Origin of the sequence: Pseudomonas marincola (genome assembly GCF_900682675.2) — a bacterium.
In the GTDB taxonomy this organism is placed as follows: domain Bacteria; phylum Pseudomonadota; class Gammaproteobacteria; order Pseudomonadales; family Pseudomonadaceae; genus Aquipseudomonas; species Aquipseudomonas marincola.
Genome location: NZ_LR215729.2, coordinates 1338157 through 1355733, shown reverse-complemented (window position 1 = coordinate 1355733; position 17577 = coordinate 1338157). Strand labels below are relative to the sequence as shown.

18 protein-coding genes are annotated in these 17577 nt (G+C 57.8%); 14 read left to right on the top strand and 4 right to left on the bottom strand.

The window, feature by feature from the left end; all coding sequences use genetic code 11:
• Positions 1-123: 123 nt before the first annotated feature.
• Entirely contained in the window at positions 124-864 is a 741-nt protein-coding gene (locus PMYSY11_RS06235; RefSeq protein ID WP_150548623.1) for a class II aldolase/adducin family protein, read from the bottom strand.
• A gap of 176 nt (positions 865-1040) precedes the next feature.
• On the opposite strand from PMYSY11_RS06235, the gene PMYSY11_RS06230 reads away from it, so the two are divergent.
• Positions 1041-1937, top strand: a complete 897-nt coding sequence (locus PMYSY11_RS06230) for a LysR substrate-binding domain-containing protein (RefSeq protein ID WP_239655543.1) — start codon at positions 1041-1043, stop codon at positions 1935-1937.
• 78 nt (positions 1938-2015) lie between these two features.
• On the opposite strand, the gene PMYSY11_RS06225 is transcribed toward PMYSY11_RS06230, so the two are convergent.
• The gene (locus PMYSY11_RS06225; protein ID WP_275582071.1) at positions 2016-3011 is read right to left on the bottom strand and encodes a LacI family DNA-binding transcriptional regulator; all 996 of its coding nucleotides are present in this window, start codon (positions 3009-3011) and stop codon (positions 2016-2018) included.
• Positions 3012-3168: 157 nt separating this feature from the next.
• Positions 3169-4785 (bottom strand): 5-guanidino-2-oxopentanoate decarboxylase, encoded by a 1617-nt coding sequence (locus PMYSY11_RS06220; RefSeq protein ID WP_069900974.1) that lies wholly within the window; start codon positions 4783-4785, stop codon positions 3169-3171.
• Positions 4786-4949: 164 nt separating this feature from the next.
• Here PMYSY11_RS06220 and PMYSY11_RS06215 point away from each other — a divergent pair, with 164 nt between their 5' ends.
• The 3 genes from PMYSY11_RS06215 to PMYSY11_RS06205 all read left to right on the top strand — a co-directional run bounded on the left by PMYSY11_RS06215 (position 4950) and on the right by PMYSY11_RS06205 (position 7094).
• Positions 4950-5507 (top strand): cysteine hydrolase family protein, encoded by a 558-nt coding sequence (locus PMYSY11_RS06215; RefSeq protein ID WP_150548621.1) that lies wholly within the window; start codon positions 4950-4952, stop codon positions 5505-5507.
• A 15-nt stretch (positions 5508-5522) separates the two neighbouring features.
• Positions 5523-6071: an RNA 2',3'-cyclic phosphodiesterase gene (gene thpR, locus PMYSY11_RS06210; protein ID WP_150548620.1), complete on the top strand. Its 549-nt coding sequence runs from the start codon at positions 5523-5525 to the stop codon at positions 6069-6071.
• Positions 6072-6236: 165 nt separating this feature from the next.
• A complete protein-coding gene (locus PMYSY11_RS06205) occupies positions 6237-7094 on the top strand; it encodes an alpha/beta fold hydrolase (RefSeq protein ID WP_079235599.1) in 858 nt (285 codons plus the stop codon).
• Positions 7095-7156: 62 nt separating this feature from the next.
• Here the strand turns inward: PMYSY11_RS06205 and PMYSY11_RS06200 are convergent, their stop codons facing one another.
• A complete protein-coding gene (locus tag PMYSY11_RS06200) occupies positions 7157-7597 on the bottom strand; it encodes a MarR family winged helix-turn-helix transcriptional regulator (RefSeq protein WP_197737969.1) in 441 nt (146 codons plus the stop codon).
• 71 nt (positions 7598-7668) lie between these two features.
• Between PMYSY11_RS06200 and PMYSY11_RS06195 the strand changes: the two genes are divergently transcribed.
• The 10 genes from PMYSY11_RS06195 to PMYSY11_RS06150 all read left to right on the top strand — a co-directional run bounded on the left by PMYSY11_RS06195 (position 7669) and on the right by PMYSY11_RS06150 (position 17568).
• Positions 7669-8412 (top strand): siderophore-interacting protein, encoded by a 744-nt coding sequence (locus tag PMYSY11_RS06195; protein ID WP_150548619.1) that lies wholly within the window; start codon positions 7669-7671, stop codon positions 8410-8412.
• A gap of 109 nt (positions 8413-8521) precedes the next feature.
• Positions 8522-8923, top strand: coding sequence for a hypothetical protein (locus tag PMYSY11_RS06190; protein WP_150548618.1), 402 nt, complete (start codon positions 8522-8524; stop codon positions 8921-8923).
• 200 nt (positions 8924-9123) lie between these two features.
• Positions 9124-10539: a cytochrome c oxidase accessory protein CcoG gene (ccoG, locus tag PMYSY11_RS06185; RefSeq protein ID WP_172970668.1), complete on the top strand. Its 1416-nt coding sequence runs from the start codon at positions 9124-9126 to the stop codon at positions 10537-10539.
• Positions 10540-10605: 66 nt separating this feature from the next.
• A complete protein-coding gene (mapR, locus tag PMYSY11_RS06180) occupies positions 10606-12015 on the top strand; it encodes a GntR family transcriptional regulator MpaR (RefSeq protein ID WP_150548617.1) in 1410 nt (469 codons plus the stop codon).
• 82 nt (positions 12016-12097) lie between these two features.
• A complete protein-coding gene (locus tag PMYSY11_RS06175) occupies positions 12098-12682 on the top strand; it encodes a TetR/AcrR family transcriptional regulator (protein ID WP_150548616.1) in 585 nt (194 codons plus the stop codon).
• A 181-nt stretch (positions 12683-12863) separates the two neighbouring features.
• Positions 12864-13898 (top strand): NADP-dependent oxidoreductase, encoded by a 1035-nt coding sequence (locus PMYSY11_RS06170; RefSeq protein ID WP_069900990.1) that lies wholly within the window; start codon positions 12864-12866, stop codon positions 13896-13898.
• 78 nt (positions 13899-13976) lie between these two features.
• Positions 13977-14987 (top strand): zinc-dependent alcohol dehydrogenase family protein, encoded by a 1011-nt coding sequence (locus PMYSY11_RS06165; protein ID WP_150548615.1) that lies wholly within the window; start codon positions 13977-13979, stop codon positions 14985-14987.
• Positions 14988-15316: 329 nt separating this feature from the next.
• Positions 15317-16093, top strand: a complete 777-nt coding sequence (locus tag PMYSY11_RS06160) for a transporter substrate-binding domain-containing protein (RefSeq protein WP_069900994.1) — start codon at positions 15317-15319, stop codon at positions 16091-16093.
• A 66-nt stretch (positions 16094-16159) separates the two neighbouring features.
• Positions 16160-16837, top strand: coding sequence for an amino acid ABC transporter permease (locus PMYSY11_RS06155; RefSeq protein ID WP_069900996.1), 678 nt, complete (start codon positions 16160-16162; stop codon positions 16835-16837).
• Positions 16834-17568 (top strand): amino acid ABC transporter ATP-binding protein, encoded by a 735-nt coding sequence (locus tag PMYSY11_RS06150; protein ID WP_069900998.1) that lies wholly within the window; start codon positions 16834-16836, stop codon positions 17566-17568. Before PMYSY11_RS06155 ends, PMYSY11_RS06150 begins: the two co-directional genes overlap by 4 nt.
• The last annotated feature ends 9 nt before the right edge of the window (positions 17569-17577 follow it).

Here is a 17577-nt window from a genome sequence, read left to right as displayed (position 1 = left end):
CCATGTTGACTTGACGTGGTTTGTGTCTCGCTTGATTCCAGCATGTTTTCACCTTTTTATAGTTGTGGTGCTGCCTGGTTTGCACGCAGTTCTAGTCATTCAAAGTCACGCGGTTGCGTGTGTTCAGTCGCGAAACGTCGGGTCCAAACGGTCCAGTTTGCGTAATTCGGCCTGCCACACCAGTTCAACACTCTCCTGGTGATAAGCCGGGTGTTCGAATTGCTGAGCTGTCATTTCACAATCTTCACTGGACGGCATAATCAAAGGACGCCCGGTTTTCAGGGCCTCCAGCTGAATCTCACACGCCTTGTTGAGATAGAACATGAAGAAGTAGGCTTCAGCCACGCTGCGCCCAACGGTCAACAAACCGTGATTGCGCAAGATCGCGCAGTTGCGGTTACCCAGCGCCGCAACAATCCGCTCGCGCACTTCGAGGTCTAGCGGAATGCCTTCGTAGTCGTAGTAAGCCACGCGGTTGTAGAAGGCCATATTGGTCTGATTCAGCGGCAACAGACCCTCCTCCATTGCCGCCACAGCCATACCCGCCAACGTGTGCGTGTGCATGACACACACCGCATCGTGGCGGTTCATATGAATGGCGCTGTGAATGGTGAAACCGGCGGGATTGACATCACTCAGGCTCGGATCAAGCTTTTTGCCGTTAACGTCGATGGCGAGCAGATTCGATGCGCAGACTTCGTCAGGTGCAAGGCCGTATTGATTGATCAGAAATGACGGCTCGACGCTCGGCAGGCGAGCTGAAATATGGGTAAACACCTGATCGCTCCAGCCATTAAGGTCGAGCAGGCGATAAGCTGCTGCCAGATCGGTGCGTAACGATTGCTCGTGTACTGAATCACTCATCGAGTATTTGCGCCTTTTGTTATGTCACTCTGAAAACTGACTGATGCAATGCCGCACGCAGGCTCAGTCAGTGCAGCGGCATAGCTGCCATCCCTAGGCGTCAGGTTAAGGCGCTTGTTGTGTCAGAAATATCGATTTATCCTTGATACACTCATTCCAAAACGTCATGAACTATTGTGCGCCGACAACTTCCCAGCATGATCTCGCTCAGTTGCTTCACCGCTTTCGCGCGCCACATGAGCGTGACCAAGGCGGCGGCGGAACTGAACCTGACGCAAAGTGCCGTGAGCCGGCAAATCAAGAACCTTGAAGACATGCTCGGCTGCTCGCTGGTCGAACGCGTCAAGCAACGCCTGTTGCTGACTGATACGGGTCGCCAGTACGCGCAAGAGATCAGCCTGCTGCTGGACCAGATCGAAGCGGCTACGCATCAGGTTCGCAGCAGCCATACCGGGCACTTGCGCGTGGGCGCCGAGCCTTCTTTCACCACGCGCTGGCTATTGCCCAAGCTGCGTGATTACGCTCGCCAGCACCCCGAAATAGATCTGGAAATCATGAATGACCTGCGCCGCTTGTATGACGGCCACGAGGGATACGACGTCGGAATTCTCTACGGCGACGGCAACTGGCCCGGTTTCGATGCGTATCATTTGATGAATGGCGACATGCTCGCGGTGTGCACGCCGGAGCTGCTTGAGCGCTATGGAGAAATCCACCAACGCCGGGACATCTTGCGCTACCCGCTCTTGCACCATGCTGCGCATTCGGCGCAATTTCGCTCCTCGACCCAGCTATGGCTGGATGCAGCAGGGCTTTCGCAAAAGGAAATTGAAATGCTCCCGGGCCAACGCCTGGAACACTTCCAGTTTGTCCGCGATGCCGCGCTGCATGGTTTGGGCGCCACAGTGCTGCCGCGCTTTTTTATCACCGAAGAGGTAGACGCTGGCCGGCTGGTTATCGCCTGCGAGCAGCCTTTGAACTGCGGTCAGTACTACGTCGTAGTCCCCAAACACAACCGCGAACCCAAGGTCGATCACTTCGCCCAATGGCTGTTGCAATGGCGTGAAGCGTAACCAACACGGCAGCTAAACAGGCTGCGTCAATGCAACCTGAGCCTACTATCGCTGCATTAATACACCTGCGGACAAAAACTAGCTGCTGCGCCGTGCGGTGGATTCGCGGGCAATCAACTCAGAGCCGACATCATTGAGCATCGCGCCAACGCCTTCAGCCTTGATTTGCTGGGTGAGTAATTCGACGGTGGTGTTGGCAACCAATTCTGCGGGCACCCGCACGCTGGTTAAGGCCGGTGAAGCCACGCGGGCGATTGGCAAGTCCCCGAAGCCGCAGATGCCCAGCTCGCCTGGCACATCAATGCCATTGCGCTGACAGGTAAACAACGCGCCGATGGCCGGCATATCGTTGGTGAAGAACGCGCCGTCGAACTCAAGTTCGCCGCGCACGTAGCGTTCAATCACCGCAACTCCGTCATCAATATGCGGAATCGCCGAGGTGTTGTAGCGCAGCGGTTCGATGCCAAGCCCTTCAACTACAGCCTGGCGAAACCCCTGCCAGCGCAGATTTTCACGCGCATCTTCGTAGCCGAAAAATGCCGGCCGTTGATAGCCACAGTCGACCAGATGCTGACCCGCTGCTGCGCCTGCCGCCCAGTTCGAAAAGCCGACCACCTGCCCCACCGGCGTACGCGGTTCATCCCCCTCCGGTAAGTCCCATAACTCGACCACCGGAATACGCGCCGCCTGCAATAACGCGAGAGTTTCGGGGGTGTGATAGCCGTATGCGAGGATCAGCCCGTCGAGCTGGCGCCCGAGAAACGCACGGAGCATCTTGGTTTCTTCTTCGGGCGAGAAACGCGTCTCGCCGATCAACATGTGCAAACCCGCCTTGCTCAGGCCTTGCTGGAGAATCTCGATGGTAGTCGCCAGAATCGGGTTGGTGATCGTGGTGATCAATGCGCCCACGACTCCGCTACGGCGGGTAACCAAGGCACTGGCAGCCAGATTGGGCACGTACCCCAACTCGCGCACGGCCTGTTCAATCCGATTGCGGGTCTCTTCCGAAACCAGCTCAGGCTTGCTCAGCGCGCGCGAAACGGTCATGCCTGACACTCCTGCCAAGCGCGCCACATCCTGCACGGTGGGTTTATTTTTGATCACGCAAACAGTCCCCTATTGGTCACTCAACGATTATCCCTATCAACAGAGCGCAGGCCAATAAGGGCTGTGAATTGCATGTGGCTGAAGGCAAAAAGCCGCAGCCAACTGGTGACTGCGGCGCAACTGCTTACACGGCGGACAGGAACTCGGCGTGTTCCTGAATCTCGATAATCGTTGGCCGGTCAGCCTTAGCCGCGCTCAACAACAACTCACGCAACTGCTCGAAACTTTCAGCGCGCTCGGCATTGCAGCCAAAACCCTTGGCCAGCGTGAGGAAGTCCGGGGTGTAGATATCGACACCAATGGTCGGGATGTCGCGATTTTGCATGTAGCGCTTGATTTCGCCGTAGCCGCTGTTGTTCCACAGCAAGACGATCACCGGTGCATTGGCCTCCACCGCCGAAGCCAGTTCCGGCAACGTGAACTGAATGCCGCCATCGCCAATCAGCGCCACCACCGGGCGCTCGGGAGCGGACAGTTTGGCGCCAATGGCTGCTGGCAAACCGTAACCCAAGGTGCCGTAACCGGTGGATGAATTGAACCAGGTGCGTGGCTGATTGGCTTCAAACAAGTGATTACCGGAGTAGACAATCTGCGTTGAATCACCCGCAAAAATCATCTCAGGCAAGGTTTCCTGCAACACATCCAGCACGCGCTTTTGCGCACGCCAAGCTTCAGGAACTTGTGCATCCAATTGCTCACGCACCTGCGCCGCAAGTTTGCTGCCAGGGCCTTGCGGATTGAATGCTGGCACTTCACCCAAGCCTGCCAACAGCGCCTTAATTGCCAAGCGCGAGTCACTGAGAATGGCGATGTCGGCCGGGTAATTGCGATTGAGCTGTTCAGCGTCGATATCAACCCGGATCAACTGGCTTTCAATCTGGAAGTTGCCGTCGAACACGGCGTCGTAATCAGTCTCGCCCAGCTCAGTACCAATCGCCAACACCACATCGGCTTGCAGCACCAGCTCGCGCACCGGCACCAGCGACTGATTGGAGCCCAGCGCCAGCGGATGGCCCTTGGGCAAAACGCCCTTGGCATTAATCGTATAAGCGGTGGGCGCATCCAGCGCCTCGACCAGACGCACTGCCTCGGCGCACGCATGGGTTGTGCCGCCACCGAGCAGCACCAGCGGGCGCTTGGCCGACTTGAGCATATCTACCGCGCGCAGAATTGCATCCGGGCATGGCGCCGGACGGCTCGGCACAGCGCCCAGCTTGCGCTTGACGTGATCGGCAGGGGCGGTGATCACATTGATCGGAATTTCGATATGCACCGGTCGCGGGCGGGCGCTGTTGAACACCGCAAAGGCGCGTGACAGCACCGCCGGTAATTCATCTGCGCGCATCAGCGTATGGCTGAACGCTGCAACTCCCGCCACCAGATTGCTTTGCGAAGGCAGCTCATGCAGACGCCCGCCGCCCATCGCCAATTGCTCGGTGTTGTTGACACTGGAGATCACCAGCATCGGGATCGAGTCGGCATACGCCTGGCCCATTGCAGTGGTGATGTTGGTCATGCCCGGCCCGGTAATAATGAAGCACACACCCGGTTTACCGCTGACGCGTGCATAACCATCGGCCATAAAGCCTGCGCCCTGCTCGTGACGTGGTGTGATGTGCGTGATTTGGGTGGCCGGCAAGCCGCGATAAAGCTCCACGGTATGTACGCCGGGAATCCCGAACACGGTGTCCACACCGAAACCTTCCAACATCTCGACCAACAACTCTCCACACGTCAGCATGACAGCACTCCAGGCACATAATTAAGCGATGGCAGTACTCTAACATCGAAATGTTATCGCTAACATAGGTCGTATCAGATTTGTCCAAATCACCGACAAAACGCCTCTGCCAGCTCAGGCTCAAGCCTGATAACCTCGTACTCTGGCATTAATGGAGAGACGCCATGGGCACCGCGTTACTGATCATCGATGTGCAACAGGCACTGTGCACGGGTGAATATGCAGCCTTTGAAGCTGACCGCGTGATCGCGGCAATCAACCAGCTCAGCGCACACATGCATGCCGCCAATCAGCCGGTTGTTTTCATCCAACATGAGGAGCCCAGTGGCTTGCTGCAATTTGGTAGTGCTGGCTGGCAACTGGCAGCGACACTTGCAACCGGCCCGAATGATTTTCGCGTACGCAAAACCACACCGGACTCGTTTCTCAACACCGAACTGAGCGCACTGCTCGACGCACATGGCATCGATCGCCTGGTGATTTGCGGGTTGCAAAGCGACTTTTGTGTCGACACCACAACCCGCCGCGCTCTGGCCCTCGGCTACAATGTAGTGCTCATCACCGATGCTCACTCGACGGTCGATAACGATGTATTAAGCGCCGCGCAGATAATCGCTCACCACAACGCCACGCTGACCAATATTTCAAGTTTCGGTAAGCGCGCGATTGGCATCACCGCCGCCCAATTGCAACTAGATCCTGCTACTTGCCCTGCTAACTGAGAGGACTCCCCGCGCATGAGCCCATCTACACCCGAGCCTCAACTGCCGCAAAAACGCCTGTTCTTCGCCCTGCCCTGCGCCCAACCGCAACGCAAGGCCATCGCCCAATGGCGACGCGAGTTGGGGCTGCGCAATGGCAGCCCGGTGCCCAGTGAGAACTTCCACCTGACCTTATTGTTTCTGGGCGCGGTCGAGCTCGATCAGATTGAACAGGTTTGTCAGGCGGCAGCAACCGTGAGTCGCCCACAATCGCCGCTGCGCATCACGCTCGACCGTTTTGAGCTCTGGCAGCGCAACGCCTTGTTAATGCTTACGCCAAGCCAGCCGCCGAAAGCCCTCGGCCAATTAGCCTACGCCTTGCAACAAGCACTCCTGCCGCTCGGGCTCGGCGCCGAAGCCAAGGAGTTTCGCCCGCATGTCACCCTGTCGCGGCGTTTTAACTCAACGCTTCCCGAGTCGCCAAGCGAACCTGAATTTTGGTTAAAATGCGATTACTTTGCGTTGTTTGAATCCCATCAAGGCCGCTACCGTGAAATCGCCCGCTGGCCACTCGACGGGATTTAGCACGGCAGTGGATGAACAAGCCTGTTAGGGTGTTGCTCAATCGGTGAAGGTCGCCGGTTTGCAGTGCTGTCTTAACTCGATAATCCTGCCTGATTGCCCACGCGCAAGCTCTCTTGGCCACCCACGTGGCCGAATCACCCGAACAAGCATTCAGGGAAACTCCCCATGCGCAGTTGTAAATCACTTATCAGTCTGGCGCTGCTGGCCGCCAGCTATGTTGTTAGCGCTACGAGCGCAGTGGCTACGAGCGCAGTGGCTGCCAGCCAAACGGTCAAACACGGCGAGGCCACCATCGAATATAAGGTCGATGGTTCGGGCCCGCCGGTGTTGATGATTGCATCGCTAGGCCGCCCGGCCAGTGATTATGATCACCTGGCCCAGGTGCTGGTTGATGCAGGCTACAGCACTATCCGCCCGGAGCCACGCGGTATTGGTGGCAGTTCCGGCCCCATGCAAGCGTTGACCCTGGATGATCTGGCGGGTGATGCACTGGCCACCGTGCCCGCCGATGCCAAGGAGCTGATCGTGATTGGCCACGCGTTCGGCCAGCGTATCAGCAGTTTGCTGGCAACCCGCCATCCAGAGAAGATCAAACGAGTGGTCATGCTCGCAGCCGGCGGCAAAGCACCAATGCAGCCAGGCGCTGAAGCCGCGCTGATGGCGTCTTTCAACCTCAAGCTGTCACCCGAGCAACACATGGACGCGGTTAATTACGCCTTCTTTGCACCCGGCAATGACCCCGAGGTCTGGCGCGATGGCTGGCACGCCAAAGTCGCCAAAATGCAAATCACTGCCGCCAAGGCTCAGCCCACAGAAGACTGGTGGGGCGCAGGCAAAGCCAAGGTTCTGGTGATTCAGGGCGAGCAAGACAAGATCGCCACGCCGGAGAACGGTGAACTGCTCAAGCAAGAATTCGGCGACCGGATAACCCTGCAGCGGGTCAATAACGCCGGGCATGCGCTGATAGCGGAGCAACCGCAAATCATTGCGGACTCGGTGCTGGAGTTTCTCAAAGCCAAATAACCCGCCCGCTTTGGCAACTGGCGGCGCGGGCGCTGCGTAGATCTCGCGCAGCGCCCGCGAACTCAGTTGGCGTTTTCGATATTGGCCCGCACCCGCGCCAGCAATTCATTAAGTTGCTGGCACTCGGCGTCGGTCAAACCTTTGACCGCGCTGTTCGACACGTGGCGACCTTGCTCTTCGACGGTGTTGAACACCTCATGGCCAGTCGCGGTTAACTCCATGCGAATACTGCGTCGGTCGGTCTGATCAGCGCAGCCCTGCACAAAGCCCTTGCTCTTCAAGCCCTGCATCAGCCGCGCCAGCTGGGCTTTATCGCGCCCGCTGTGGGCCACCAGATCACTCTGGGTTGAGCCCGGATGACGGGCAAAGAAAGCCAACACCTTGAACTCCATGTGCGTCAGCTCGAAGGGCCCGTCGCGCAGGGAGCGGTATTGCTGCGCCCGATACAAATGCATCAGCGAGTGGATGGACTCAAAAACCTGATTGGCAATATCGCTGCTCATACTGTTGACTTTATCAACCATGTGAAATTATGATTGTTGATATTATCAACTTAACCCACCGAGGTACAACCATGGCAACTACCCAAGAGCGTCGCGTGCAACGTGTACGTCACGAATTACGCCGTCGCGATGTCCAGGTTACGCGTATCAATCCGATTGGTTCAGGCTTTGTCAGCCTGACATTTGCCGGCGAGGCCCTGCAGGATTTCACCTCGCTGGGCTTTGATGATCACATCAAATTCATGTTCGCCGACGCCGATGGCGAAACCGTGCGCCGCGACTACACGCCGCGTCACTTCGACCCCGTATCCAATGAACTCACCGTCGAATTTGCCCTGCATGGCGATGGCCAGGTGTCGGAATGGGCGCGCAATGCCAAAGTCGGCGACAACGCCATCATCGGTGGTCCGCGCGGCTCGATGATTGTGCCGATGGATTACGCCTGGCATTTGTTCATCAGCGATGAAACCGGCCTGCCTGCCGTCAGCCGTCGCCTCGAAGAGCTGCCGGCAAACAGCCACGCAATCGTTATCGCCCAGGTTGCCGATGCAGCGGACCAACGCAAATTTGCCGCACAGGCCAATGTGCAGGTGCAGTGGGTACAGAACGCCGATGAGCTGATCGATGCGGTAGTCGCTTTGCAATTACCCGAAGGCGACGGTTTCGCCTGGGGCGCGGGTGAAGCCTCGAGTATGGCCAAGGTGCGCAAGATTCTGGCCGACGACAAAGGTCACTCCAAGCAAGCCATGCGCGTGGCCGCTTACTGGCGTCACGGGGCGAGCGACTTTCATGAAGAGCTCAGCCAGCCCGAGTAAACCACTGAATGTGGCTGATTAGCTGTCAGCCACGCAACGCGCAACACTCGGCAAGCACCTGCAGCTTGATGGCTTCTAAAACGGCCTGACAAACCGCTATGATCAAGCCATGAATTCGTCCAACGCCACCCGCCAACCCTGCCCGCCCGGCGCTTGCAATTGCGAGCGCGAGCAGCTTGTGGAAATCCCGGGCGGCGATACACGGATTTTGCTGCTCACCCGCAGCGAAGAGAAACGCCTGCTCGAACGGCTCGAGTCAGTCAGTAGCCTGGAAGACCTGGAACACATGCAACGACGCATGTACCAGCAACTTGGCATCCGGGTGTCCATCGCGCCGGGTTTTAACGAGGTGCGCAGCATGCGCGGTATCGTCATCGACATCGCCGAGCAAATCGGCCTGTGCCGTAAAACCCGCCAGGCCATCCCCGCCGCCATTCGCCGCGCACTGGAACAGCGCCCGGAAATTGCCTACCGCTTGCTGGATTCCCACGATTTGCTGCGCGACGCGTAGCGCTGAGCGCGCCCTCCTGAAACTGCATCCTCGATAACCACCAGCGCCGGTCATGCGCCGCTTGATTGCGCGCCAAACACAGCCGGGGTGCGACAACCCGTCAGGCTGATATGCTTTTTTTACAAAAAACTGAGCCTGTTATAAAACACCTCGCAGCCTGATCATGCGCTCGCCTGATAAAACCAGACGAGGCTCATGACGTGAGCGAGCGCATCCCCGCAACACTTATCGAACCCACAACTTCCTCCAGCCCAGTGCGCCAGACGCCGGCGATGGCGGGAGGCGCAATTCACACCCGCAGTTTCACCGGGCTCTATCGCTCGCTGCGTCTGTACGGAGCCGGGGCCTTGTTCGTGCTGTACTTCGGCACAGCCTGGCTCAACTGGAACGGTCGCCAAGCCGTGCTTTGGGATCTGGGCAAAAGCCAGTTCCATATTTTCGGTGCCACCTTCTGGCCGCAAGACTTCGTGCTGTTCTCGGCCATCCTGATCATCGCGGCGTTCGGCCTGTTCTTCATCACCGTATTCGCCGGGCGCGTGTGGTGCGGCTACACCTGCCCGCAAAGCGTCTGGACCTGGGTGTTCATGCGCATCGAGCACTTCACAGAAGGCGAGCGCCATCAGCGGATCAAACTCGATAACGCGCCCTGGTCAATTAATAAACTGCTGCGCCGCACCAGCAAACATGGCTTATGGCTTGGCGTCAGCCTGCTGACCGCGCTGGCATTCGTCGGCTATTTCATGCCGGTGCGCGCGCTCAGTCACGATCTCATCAGCTTCAACCTGAGCACCAGCGAAAGCGTCTGGCTGTTTCTGTTCACCGCCGCCACCTACATGAATGCCGGCTGGCTGCGGGAAAAGGTCTGCCGCGACATGTGCCCCTATTCGCGGTTTCAGAGCGTGATGTTCGACAGTGACACCCTGCTCGTGACCTACGATGCCAGGCGCGGCGAAAACCGTGGCGCGCGCAAAAAAGAAATCAATGCAAAAGCCGCAGGGCTCGGCGACTGCATTGACTGCACCGTGTGCGTGCAGGTGTGCCCGACCGGCATCGACATCCGCGACGGGCTGCAACTCGACTGCATCAGTTGCGGTGCGTGCATTGATGCCTGCGACAGCGTGATGGATAAAATGGGCTATGCCCGCGGCCTGATCCGCTACACCTCAGAACGCGCTTTGGCCGGTGGCCAGACTCGCTTCTTGCGCCCTCGCCTCGTGGCCTATGCCGCCACCTTGTTGGTCATGTTCGGCGCATTTGCCTGGGGCCTTGAACAGCGTGATCTGATTGCGCTGGACGTGCACAAGGATCGCGGCTTGTTCCGCGAGAACAGTCAGGGCCAGATCGAGAACATTTATGTACTCAAGGTCATCAACAAAACCCAGCAAGCCCGCGACTATGCAATTGCCTTGGTCGACTCGCCGGACTTCGCGCTCAATGGCCAACAACAAGTAAGCCTTGAGCCGGGTGAAATTCTCGATGTGCCCGTTAGCGTGGTCATGTTGGCCGATAAGCCTGAACGCAGCTCAGTGCCGATCTACTTTGCGGTCAGCGACAGCGACGATATTGCCAGCCACGTGCGTGCCAAGAGCGCATTTGTTGCGCCTCTGAACCGGTAAGTGTTCGCATGTTCAGGCGCGGTCAGTAAAGTGTCGTTACCGACTGCGCCGAACTTACAGGACCGCATGAAACGCTACGAGAAATTTGCCGACGAAATTGCCGAGCTGATCAGAACCGGCGTACTCGCCGCAGGTGAAAAAGTGCCCTCGGTGCGTCACGCCAGTCGCACTTACGGCATCAGCGCCTCCACGGTTTTTCAAGCGTATTACTTGCTGGAAAGCCGGGGCCTGATTATCGCCCGTGCCCGCTCCGGCTATTTTGTCCGCGAACTCGCCCAACAACCCCTCGCAGAACCAGACATCAGCGCGACCGCTGCCACCAGCACCGAGGTCGATGTCAGCGAGTTGGTTTTCTCGGTGCTGGGCTCTCTGAAAAATCCTGACACCGTGCCTTTTGGCTCGGCGTTTCCCTGCCCGAGTCTATTCCCGCTGCCGCGACTCGCCCGCTCAATGGCGCAAAGCCTGCGCGACATGGCGCCAAATGAAGTCATCGCCGACATGACCGAAGGCAACCCCAACCTGCTCCGGCAGATCGCCCTGCGATACGGCGGCAGCGGCGTCGCACTGCAACGCGAACAGTTGGTGATTACCACCGGCGCACTCGAAGCGCTGAACCTGTGCCTGCAATGCGTCACCCAGCCAGGCGATCTGGTGGCCATCGAAAGCCCGGCGTTTTACGCCACCCTGCAAGTGCTCGAACGGCTCAAACTCAAGGCGGTTGAAATTCCCGTGCATCCGCGTGAAGGCATCGACATCGACATCCTCAGCCAGCGCCTGGATAAATTGCCGATCAAAGCCTGCTGGTTCATGAGCAGCCTGCAAAACCCGCTGGGCGCGAGCATGAACGAGGCCAAAAAGGCCGCCGTCTACGCATTGATTCAACGCCATCAGGTGCCGCTGATTGAAGACGATGTTTACGCCGAACTGTACTTTGGCGCCAATCCGCCCAAGCCCCTCAAAAGCTATGACCGCAACGGACTGGTCATGCATTGCGGCTCGTACTCAAAATGCCTGGCTCCCGGTTATCGGGTCGGCTGGGTAGCGGGTGGGCGTTTTGCTGAGCAGATTCGCCGACTCAAGCTGATGACCACCATCTCTCCTTCGGTGCCTGCACAGGCGGCAATTGCCGACTACCTGCAACATGGCGGTTTTGATCGTCACCTGCGCAAATTGCGCCACGCTTTGGAAACCCAGCAAGCCTCGATGCTCGCCTCAGCTGCGCGGCACTTTCCACCGGGCTGCCGGGTAACACGACCTACCGGCGGTTACTTTTTATGGTTCGAACTGCCCAAGCAGGTCGACTCCCTGCAACTGTTTCAGCAGGCGCTGAACGAAGGCATTAGCCTCGCGCCGGGGCCAATATTTTCTGCCAGCCGCGGCTTTGGCAACTTCATCCGCCTCAACTACGGCCACCCGTGGAGCCCGCAATGTGAAGCGGCCATGGCTACACTCGGCGGGCTGATTCGCGGGTTTTGAATAGCCACGGCGCATGACCGCAGGAACGTGTTGAGCAGATTGGAGCTAGACGACTGGTCTAATCGGGTTTAGGATGCACCACATGAAGACAGCCACAGACGACACTCGCCAGCACATTCTCGACACCGGTCACCGGGTCATGGCGGCTAAAGGTTTTTCCGGCGTGGGGCTCAATGAGCTGCTGCAGGAAGCGGGTGTGCCCAAGGGTTCGTTCTATCACTATTTCAAATCCAAAGAGCAATTCGGTCAGGCGCTGCTGGAGGACTACTTCAAGCGCTACCTCGAAGAATTGAGCGGCCGCTTTGCTCTTACCGAACAACCTGTGCCTGAACGCCTCATGGGCTACTGGCAGAGGTGGTTCGACAGTTACAGCGCCGGCACCGGCGAGCAGCGTTGCCTGGTGGTGAAGCTAAGCGCCGAGGTGGCTGATTTGTCCGAGCCGATGCGCCTGGCATTACGCGATGGCACCGCCCGCGTGGTGGCTTGCATCACCGAATGCATCGAGACGGGCAACGCGGATGGTTCGATGAATCAGGCCGATCCGCAGCAAACGGCGGCTGCTTTGTATTCGCTCTGGCTGGGCGCAAGCTTGCTGACCAAGATTCAGCGCACACCGGTTTTTCTTGAGCATGCCATGCTCACCACACGCCAAATGTTAATGACCTGATCGCAGCCTTCGCTGCGTATGTTTTTCAACACCCATGAACTAGACGACCAGTCTATTTAATCCAGTTATATCACTGCATAACCGGCTGGCCCGGTTTAATTGTCACACTGAACATCGAGGCTTTATTGGGTTCAATACACCTTGAATGTCAGTTTTTATCACTCATTAGAGGACTGCCCGCATGAACCAGAACCAGACCGTTAACCGTCAAATCGTTCTCGCTTCACGTCCACACGGTGCGCCGAAACCCAGCGACTTCCGCCTTGAGCAGAACCCAATCCCTGAGCCGAAAGACGGCGAAGTTTTATTGCGCACGGTGTACATGTCGCTCGACCCGTACATGCGCGGTCGCATGAGTGATGCGCCCTCTTACGCAGCCCCGGTTGAAGTCGACGCGACGATGTGTGGCGGCACCGTTTCCCGGGTTGCAACCTCGCGCCATCCAGATTTCAAGGAAGGCGACTGGGTGCTTTCGGCCAACGGCTGGCAGGATTACGCAGTCTCCGACGGCACCGGCCTGAACAAGCTGGGCAGCAATCCAAGCAATCCTTCCTACGCCTTGGGTGTACTCGGCATGCCCGGCTTTACTGCCTACATGGGCCTGCTCGATATCGGCCAGCCAAAAGCTGGCGAAACGTTGGTAGTAGCCGCAGCCACTGGCCCGGTGGGCGCAACAGTCGGCCAGATCGGCAAGATCAAAGGTTGCCACGTGGTGGGTGTTGCCGGTGGCGCCAAGAAGTGTCGGCATGCCGTTGAAGTGCTCGGTTTCGATGCCTGCATCGATCATTACAGCGATGACTTCGCTGAACAGTTGAAAGCAGCCTGCCCGAAAGGCATCGACGTCTACTTTGAAAACGTCGGCGGCAAGGTGTTTGAAGCGGTGTTGCCGTTACTCAACACCAGCGCGCGGATGCCGGTGTGCGGCCTGATTTCCCATTACAACCTGACCGCCCAGGCCAACGGCCCGGACCGTCTGCCGCAACTGACCCGGGCTATTTTGACCAAGCGTCTGAAGGTTCAGGGCTTCATTATTTTTGATGACTACGCTCACCGCTACGACGAGTTCGCCAAAGACATGAGCACTTGGCTCAGCGAAGGCAAGGTCAAGTTCCTGGAAGACCGTGTCAGCGAACTGGAAAACGCCCCGCAAGCCTTTATCGGTCTGCTCGAAGGTAAGAACTTCGGCAAATTGGTGGTACAGGTCGGCGAGGAATAAATCCCGCATTGGCACGCGACACACCCACTCACGGCTGGACTGCCTTGCGCAGCCAGCCCTGCCTGATCAAGGATTATCATGAGCAATAAAACCATTTACGTCGAAGCCGGTGGCGGCTACGACAAAGTTGTTGAGCGCGACAGTGAAGTACGCGCCCCGCAAGCCGGTGAAATCAGCGTGCGCCTGCACGCCAACTCGCTCAATTACCACGACTTCGCCGTTGTCAGCGGCGTTTGGGGCCCGACCGAAGATCGCATTCCCATGGCCGATGGCGCGGGTGTTGTCACTGCGGTTGGCGCGGGCGTCGATGAGTTTAAAGTGGGCGACAACGTGGTCAGTACCTTCTTCCCCCAGTGGGTTGACGGCAGGCCGCACGTGCTTGGATTCACAACGGTGCCGGGAGATGGCATCGACGGCTATGCCCGCGAGCAGGTAACTGCCAGCGTCAATTCGTTCACCCTTGCGCCAAACGGCTGGAGCCACGCAGAAGCGGCCACGCTCACCACCGCCGGCCTCACCGCCTGGCGCTCACTTATGGACGACGGCGCTTTGCAGCCGGGCGATACTGTGCTGATTCAGGGCACTGGTGGCGTTTCGATTTTCGCCCTGCAGTTCGCCAAGATGGCCGGCGCAACGGTTATCGCCACCTCCAGCAGCGATGAAAAGCTCAAGCGCCTCAGCGACCTTGGCGCCGACCATGTCATCAACTACCGCAAAGACCCGAAGTGGGGCGAAACCGCGCTGAAGCTAACAGGCGGCTATGGAGTTGATCACGTCATTGATGTCGGCGGCCCAGCAACGTTGGAGCAATCCATGGCGGCTGCCCGCGTTGGCGGGCAAATCTCGGTCATCGGCATTCTCGGCGGAGTCACCGGGGATCTGGCATTCGTCCCTGCGCTGATCAAGCAACTGCGCCTGCAAGGTGTACTGGTCGGCAGCCGCGCCCAGCAGCAAGCCATGGTGCGGGCGATCAATGCCAACGGTATGCGCCCGATTATCGACCGTCACTTTCCACTGAGTGAAATTGTCGAGGCGTTCCGCTATCAGGAATCCAATCAGCATTTCGGCAAGATCTGTCTGGATATCTAAAGGCGGCACACGCTTTACCCAAAGCCCGCGACTGTTGCAACAGTCGCGGGCTTTGCATATCTGCCCTTAGCGGGCAGTGTTTCTCCAACTTACCCACGCACTTTGATGGCGCACGTCAGCGCGCAGCAATGCGTTTGACTGCGTGTAAACACGCGGTTGCGGGGCCTGAAGGAATGCACCATTTTGGACGTTCAAAGCCTTCTAATGGAGCGAAATATTCAATAAAATTATTATTTGAATTATTTAATTCATTGCCCTAGTCTCAGTTCCCAAGTCGCCCGCAAACGTTGCGGTGACCACCTAAAAAAAACAGTGAACGGGGAGCAAACATGAAAGCAAAAGTAATGTTGGGAATGTTCATGACAGCCGCAGTTGCGCTGCCTACCTGGGCTGCAGACTGGACTGTAGGTGCAAACGTCGGCAACGTACCGTGGGAATTTCAGGACAAGAAAGGCGACATCGTCGGCTTTGAAGTCGATGTGGTCAAAGAGGTTGCCAAGCGCGCGGGCAAGACTGTCGAGTTCATCAATATCCCATTCAACGGCCTGTTCAGCGCCGTGCAATCCAACCGCGTAGATATCGCCATTTCGTCGATCACCATCACGCCCAAGCGTCTTGAGTCGGTCGCCTTCGCACAGCCGTACTACGACAGCGACCAGTCGCTGACCGCCCTTTCTACCTCCAAGGTGAAAAGCCTGGATGACATGAACGGCAAGGTAGTCGGCGTAGACACCGGCTCAACCGGCGACATGTGGGTAGGCACGCACAAAGGCGAATACAAGTTTGCCGACGTCTCGCGTTATGAAGGGTTGTCGCCCGCCATGCTCGACCTGGCATCGGGTCGCATCGACGGTTACATCAGCGACATTCCGGCGCTGCAGTACTACATCAAGGACAAGCCGCAATACAGCGTCGTCGCGCGCATCCCTACCGGCGAGCGTTACTCGCTGATGCACGCCAAGGGCTGGGCAATGGCGGATGAGGTCAACGACATCATCTCCAAGATGAAAGAAGACGGCACCATGGGCAAATTCCACCAGCAGTGGTTTGGCGCCGAAGCGGACAAAGACTCAAGCACTGTGAAGGTTACTGCGGTGCTCAAGTAAGCCACGCACGTACCGGTTTGAAAGCGGCGGACGCAAGTTCGCCGCTCGCCTTGATCGAGGTTGCTAATGGATCTGTTACAAACATTTTTTAACTGGAACGTGCTCGTCGAGTCGCTTCCACTGATGATGCGCGGCTTGGGCGTGACCATTCTGCTCGGCGTGACCAGCATCATCCTCGGCCTTGCCGGCGGCTTGGTGCTAGCCCTGCTGCGGCTGTATTCGTATGCCCCGATTCGGGCGCTGGCACGGATCTACATCGACATCATGCGTTCGATTCCGCTGCTGGTGTTGCTGGTTCTGATTTACTACGCGCTGCCCTTCGTCGGCATCCGGTTGTCTTCATTCGCCGCTGCCACCGCTGCGCTCTCACTGGTTTCCTGCGCCTACAGCGCCGAAATTTTCCGCTCCGGCATTGAAGCCATTCCGCGTGGTCAGTTTGAAGCCTCGGCCTCGCAAGGCATGAGCTTTTTCAACACCATGCGCGATGTCATCCTGCCGCAGGCCATCCGCATCGTCATGCCGCCGATGACCAGCAACTGCATCAACGTGATGAAAGACACCGCACTGGCCTCGGTTGTGGCCATGCCTGATCTGCTCAAGCAAGCCACGCAAGCCCAGGCGCTTGCCGCCAACCCGACGCCGCTGGTAGGCGCGGCCATTTTGTACCTGCTGTTGCTGTTACCACTGGTGCAGTTGGTCAGCTGGGTTGAACGACGCAATGCAGCAGGAGGCAAGACCGCATGAGCACGCTGATCGAAATTAAAAAACTCGACAAGTTCTACGGCAACTTCCAGGCCTTGAGCGATATCAACCTGCAAGTCGAGCAAGGCGAAGTGGTGGTGATTCTCGGGCCATCCGGCTCAGGTAAATCAACTTTGATCCGTTGCATCAATCTGCTTGAAGACTATCAAGGCGGCGACATTCTGGTCGCGGGCGAACGCGTCGAACACGGCCCGAATCTGGCCGATATTCGCAGCGAAGTCGGCATGGTATTCCAAGGTTTCAACCTGTATCCGCACTTGAGCGTACTCGACAACGTCGCCCTCGCCCCGATTCGGGTGCGCAAGCTCAGCAAGCGCGACGCACAGGCCCGCGCCAAAGAACTGCTGATTAAGGTCGGCATGGGTGATCACGCGCATAAATATCCCAGCCAGCTCTCTGGCGGCCAACAACAACGCGTAGCTATCGCCCGCACCATGGCGATGGAACCCCGCGCCATTCTGTTCGACGAGCCAACTTCGGCGCTCGATCCGGAAATGGTCGGCGAAGTGTTGGATGTCATGCAGAACCTTGCCCGCTCTGGCGTGACCATGGTCGTGGTTACGCATGAAATGGGCTTTGCCCGCCGCGTTGCGGACCGGGTGATATTCATGGAAAGCGGGAAAATCGTCGAGCAAAACACCCCGGAACCCTTCTTCACTGCGCCACAGGAACCTCGCACCCAAGCGTTCCTGCAAGCCATTTTGCATCATTGATTTCTGCCA

Coding starts and splice junctions, on each gene's coding strand:
- PMYSY11_RS06235 (WP_150548623.1), bottom strand. CDS start 864: ATGAGTGATTCAGTACACGAGCAATCGTTACGCACCGATCTGGCAGCA.
- PMYSY11_RS06165 (WP_150548615.1), top strand. CDS start 13,977: ATGAGCAATAAAACCATTTACGTCGAAGCCGGTGGCGGCTACGACAAA.
- PMYSY11_RS06190 (WP_150548618.1), top strand. CDS start 8,522: ATGAATTCGTCCAACGCCACCCGCCAACCCTGCCCGCCCGGCGCTTGC.
- PMYSY11_RS06205 (WP_079235599.1), top strand. CDS start 6,237: ATGCGCAGTTGTAAATCACTTATCAGTCTGGCGCTGCTGGCCGCCAGC.
- PMYSY11_RS06160 (WP_069900994.1), top strand. CDS start 15,317: ATGAAAGCAAAAGTAATGTTGGGAATGTTCATGACAGCCGCAGTTGCG.
- PMYSY11_RS06155 (WP_069900996.1), top strand. CDS start 16,160: ATGGATCTGTTACAAACATTTTTTAACTGGAACGTGCTCGTCGAGTCG.
- PMYSY11_RS06215 (WP_150548621.1), top strand. CDS start 4,950: ATGGGCACCGCGTTACTGATCATCGATGTGCAACAGGCACTGTGCACG.
- mapR (WP_150548617.1), top strand. CDS start 10,606: ATGAAACGCTACGAGAAATTTGCCGACGAAATTGCCGAGCTGATCAGA.
- PMYSY11_RS06200 (WP_197737969.1), bottom strand. CDS start 7,597: ATGAGCAGCGATATTGCCAATCAGGTTTTTGAGTCCATCCACTCGCTG.
- PMYSY11_RS06175 (WP_150548616.1), top strand. CDS start 12,098: ATGAAGACAGCCACAGACGACACTCGCCAGCACATTCTCGACACCGGT.
- thpR (WP_150548620.1), top strand. CDS start 5,523: ATGAGCCCATCTACACCCGAGCCTCAACTGCCGCAAAAACGCCTGTTC.
- PMYSY11_RS06150 (WP_069900998.1), top strand. CDS start 16,834: ATGAGCACGCTGATCGAAATTAAAAAACTCGACAAGTTCTACGGCAAC.
- PMYSY11_RS06170 (WP_069900990.1), top strand. CDS start 12,864: ATGAACCAGAACCAGACCGTTAACCGTCAAATCGTTCTCGCTTCACGT.
- PMYSY11_RS06195 (WP_150548619.1), top strand. CDS start 7,669: ATGGCAACTACCCAAGAGCGTCGCGTGCAACGTGTACGTCACGAATTA.
- PMYSY11_RS06220 (WP_069900974.1), bottom strand. CDS start 4,785: ATGCTGACGTGTGGAGAGTTGTTGGTCGAGATGTTGGAAGGTTTCGGT.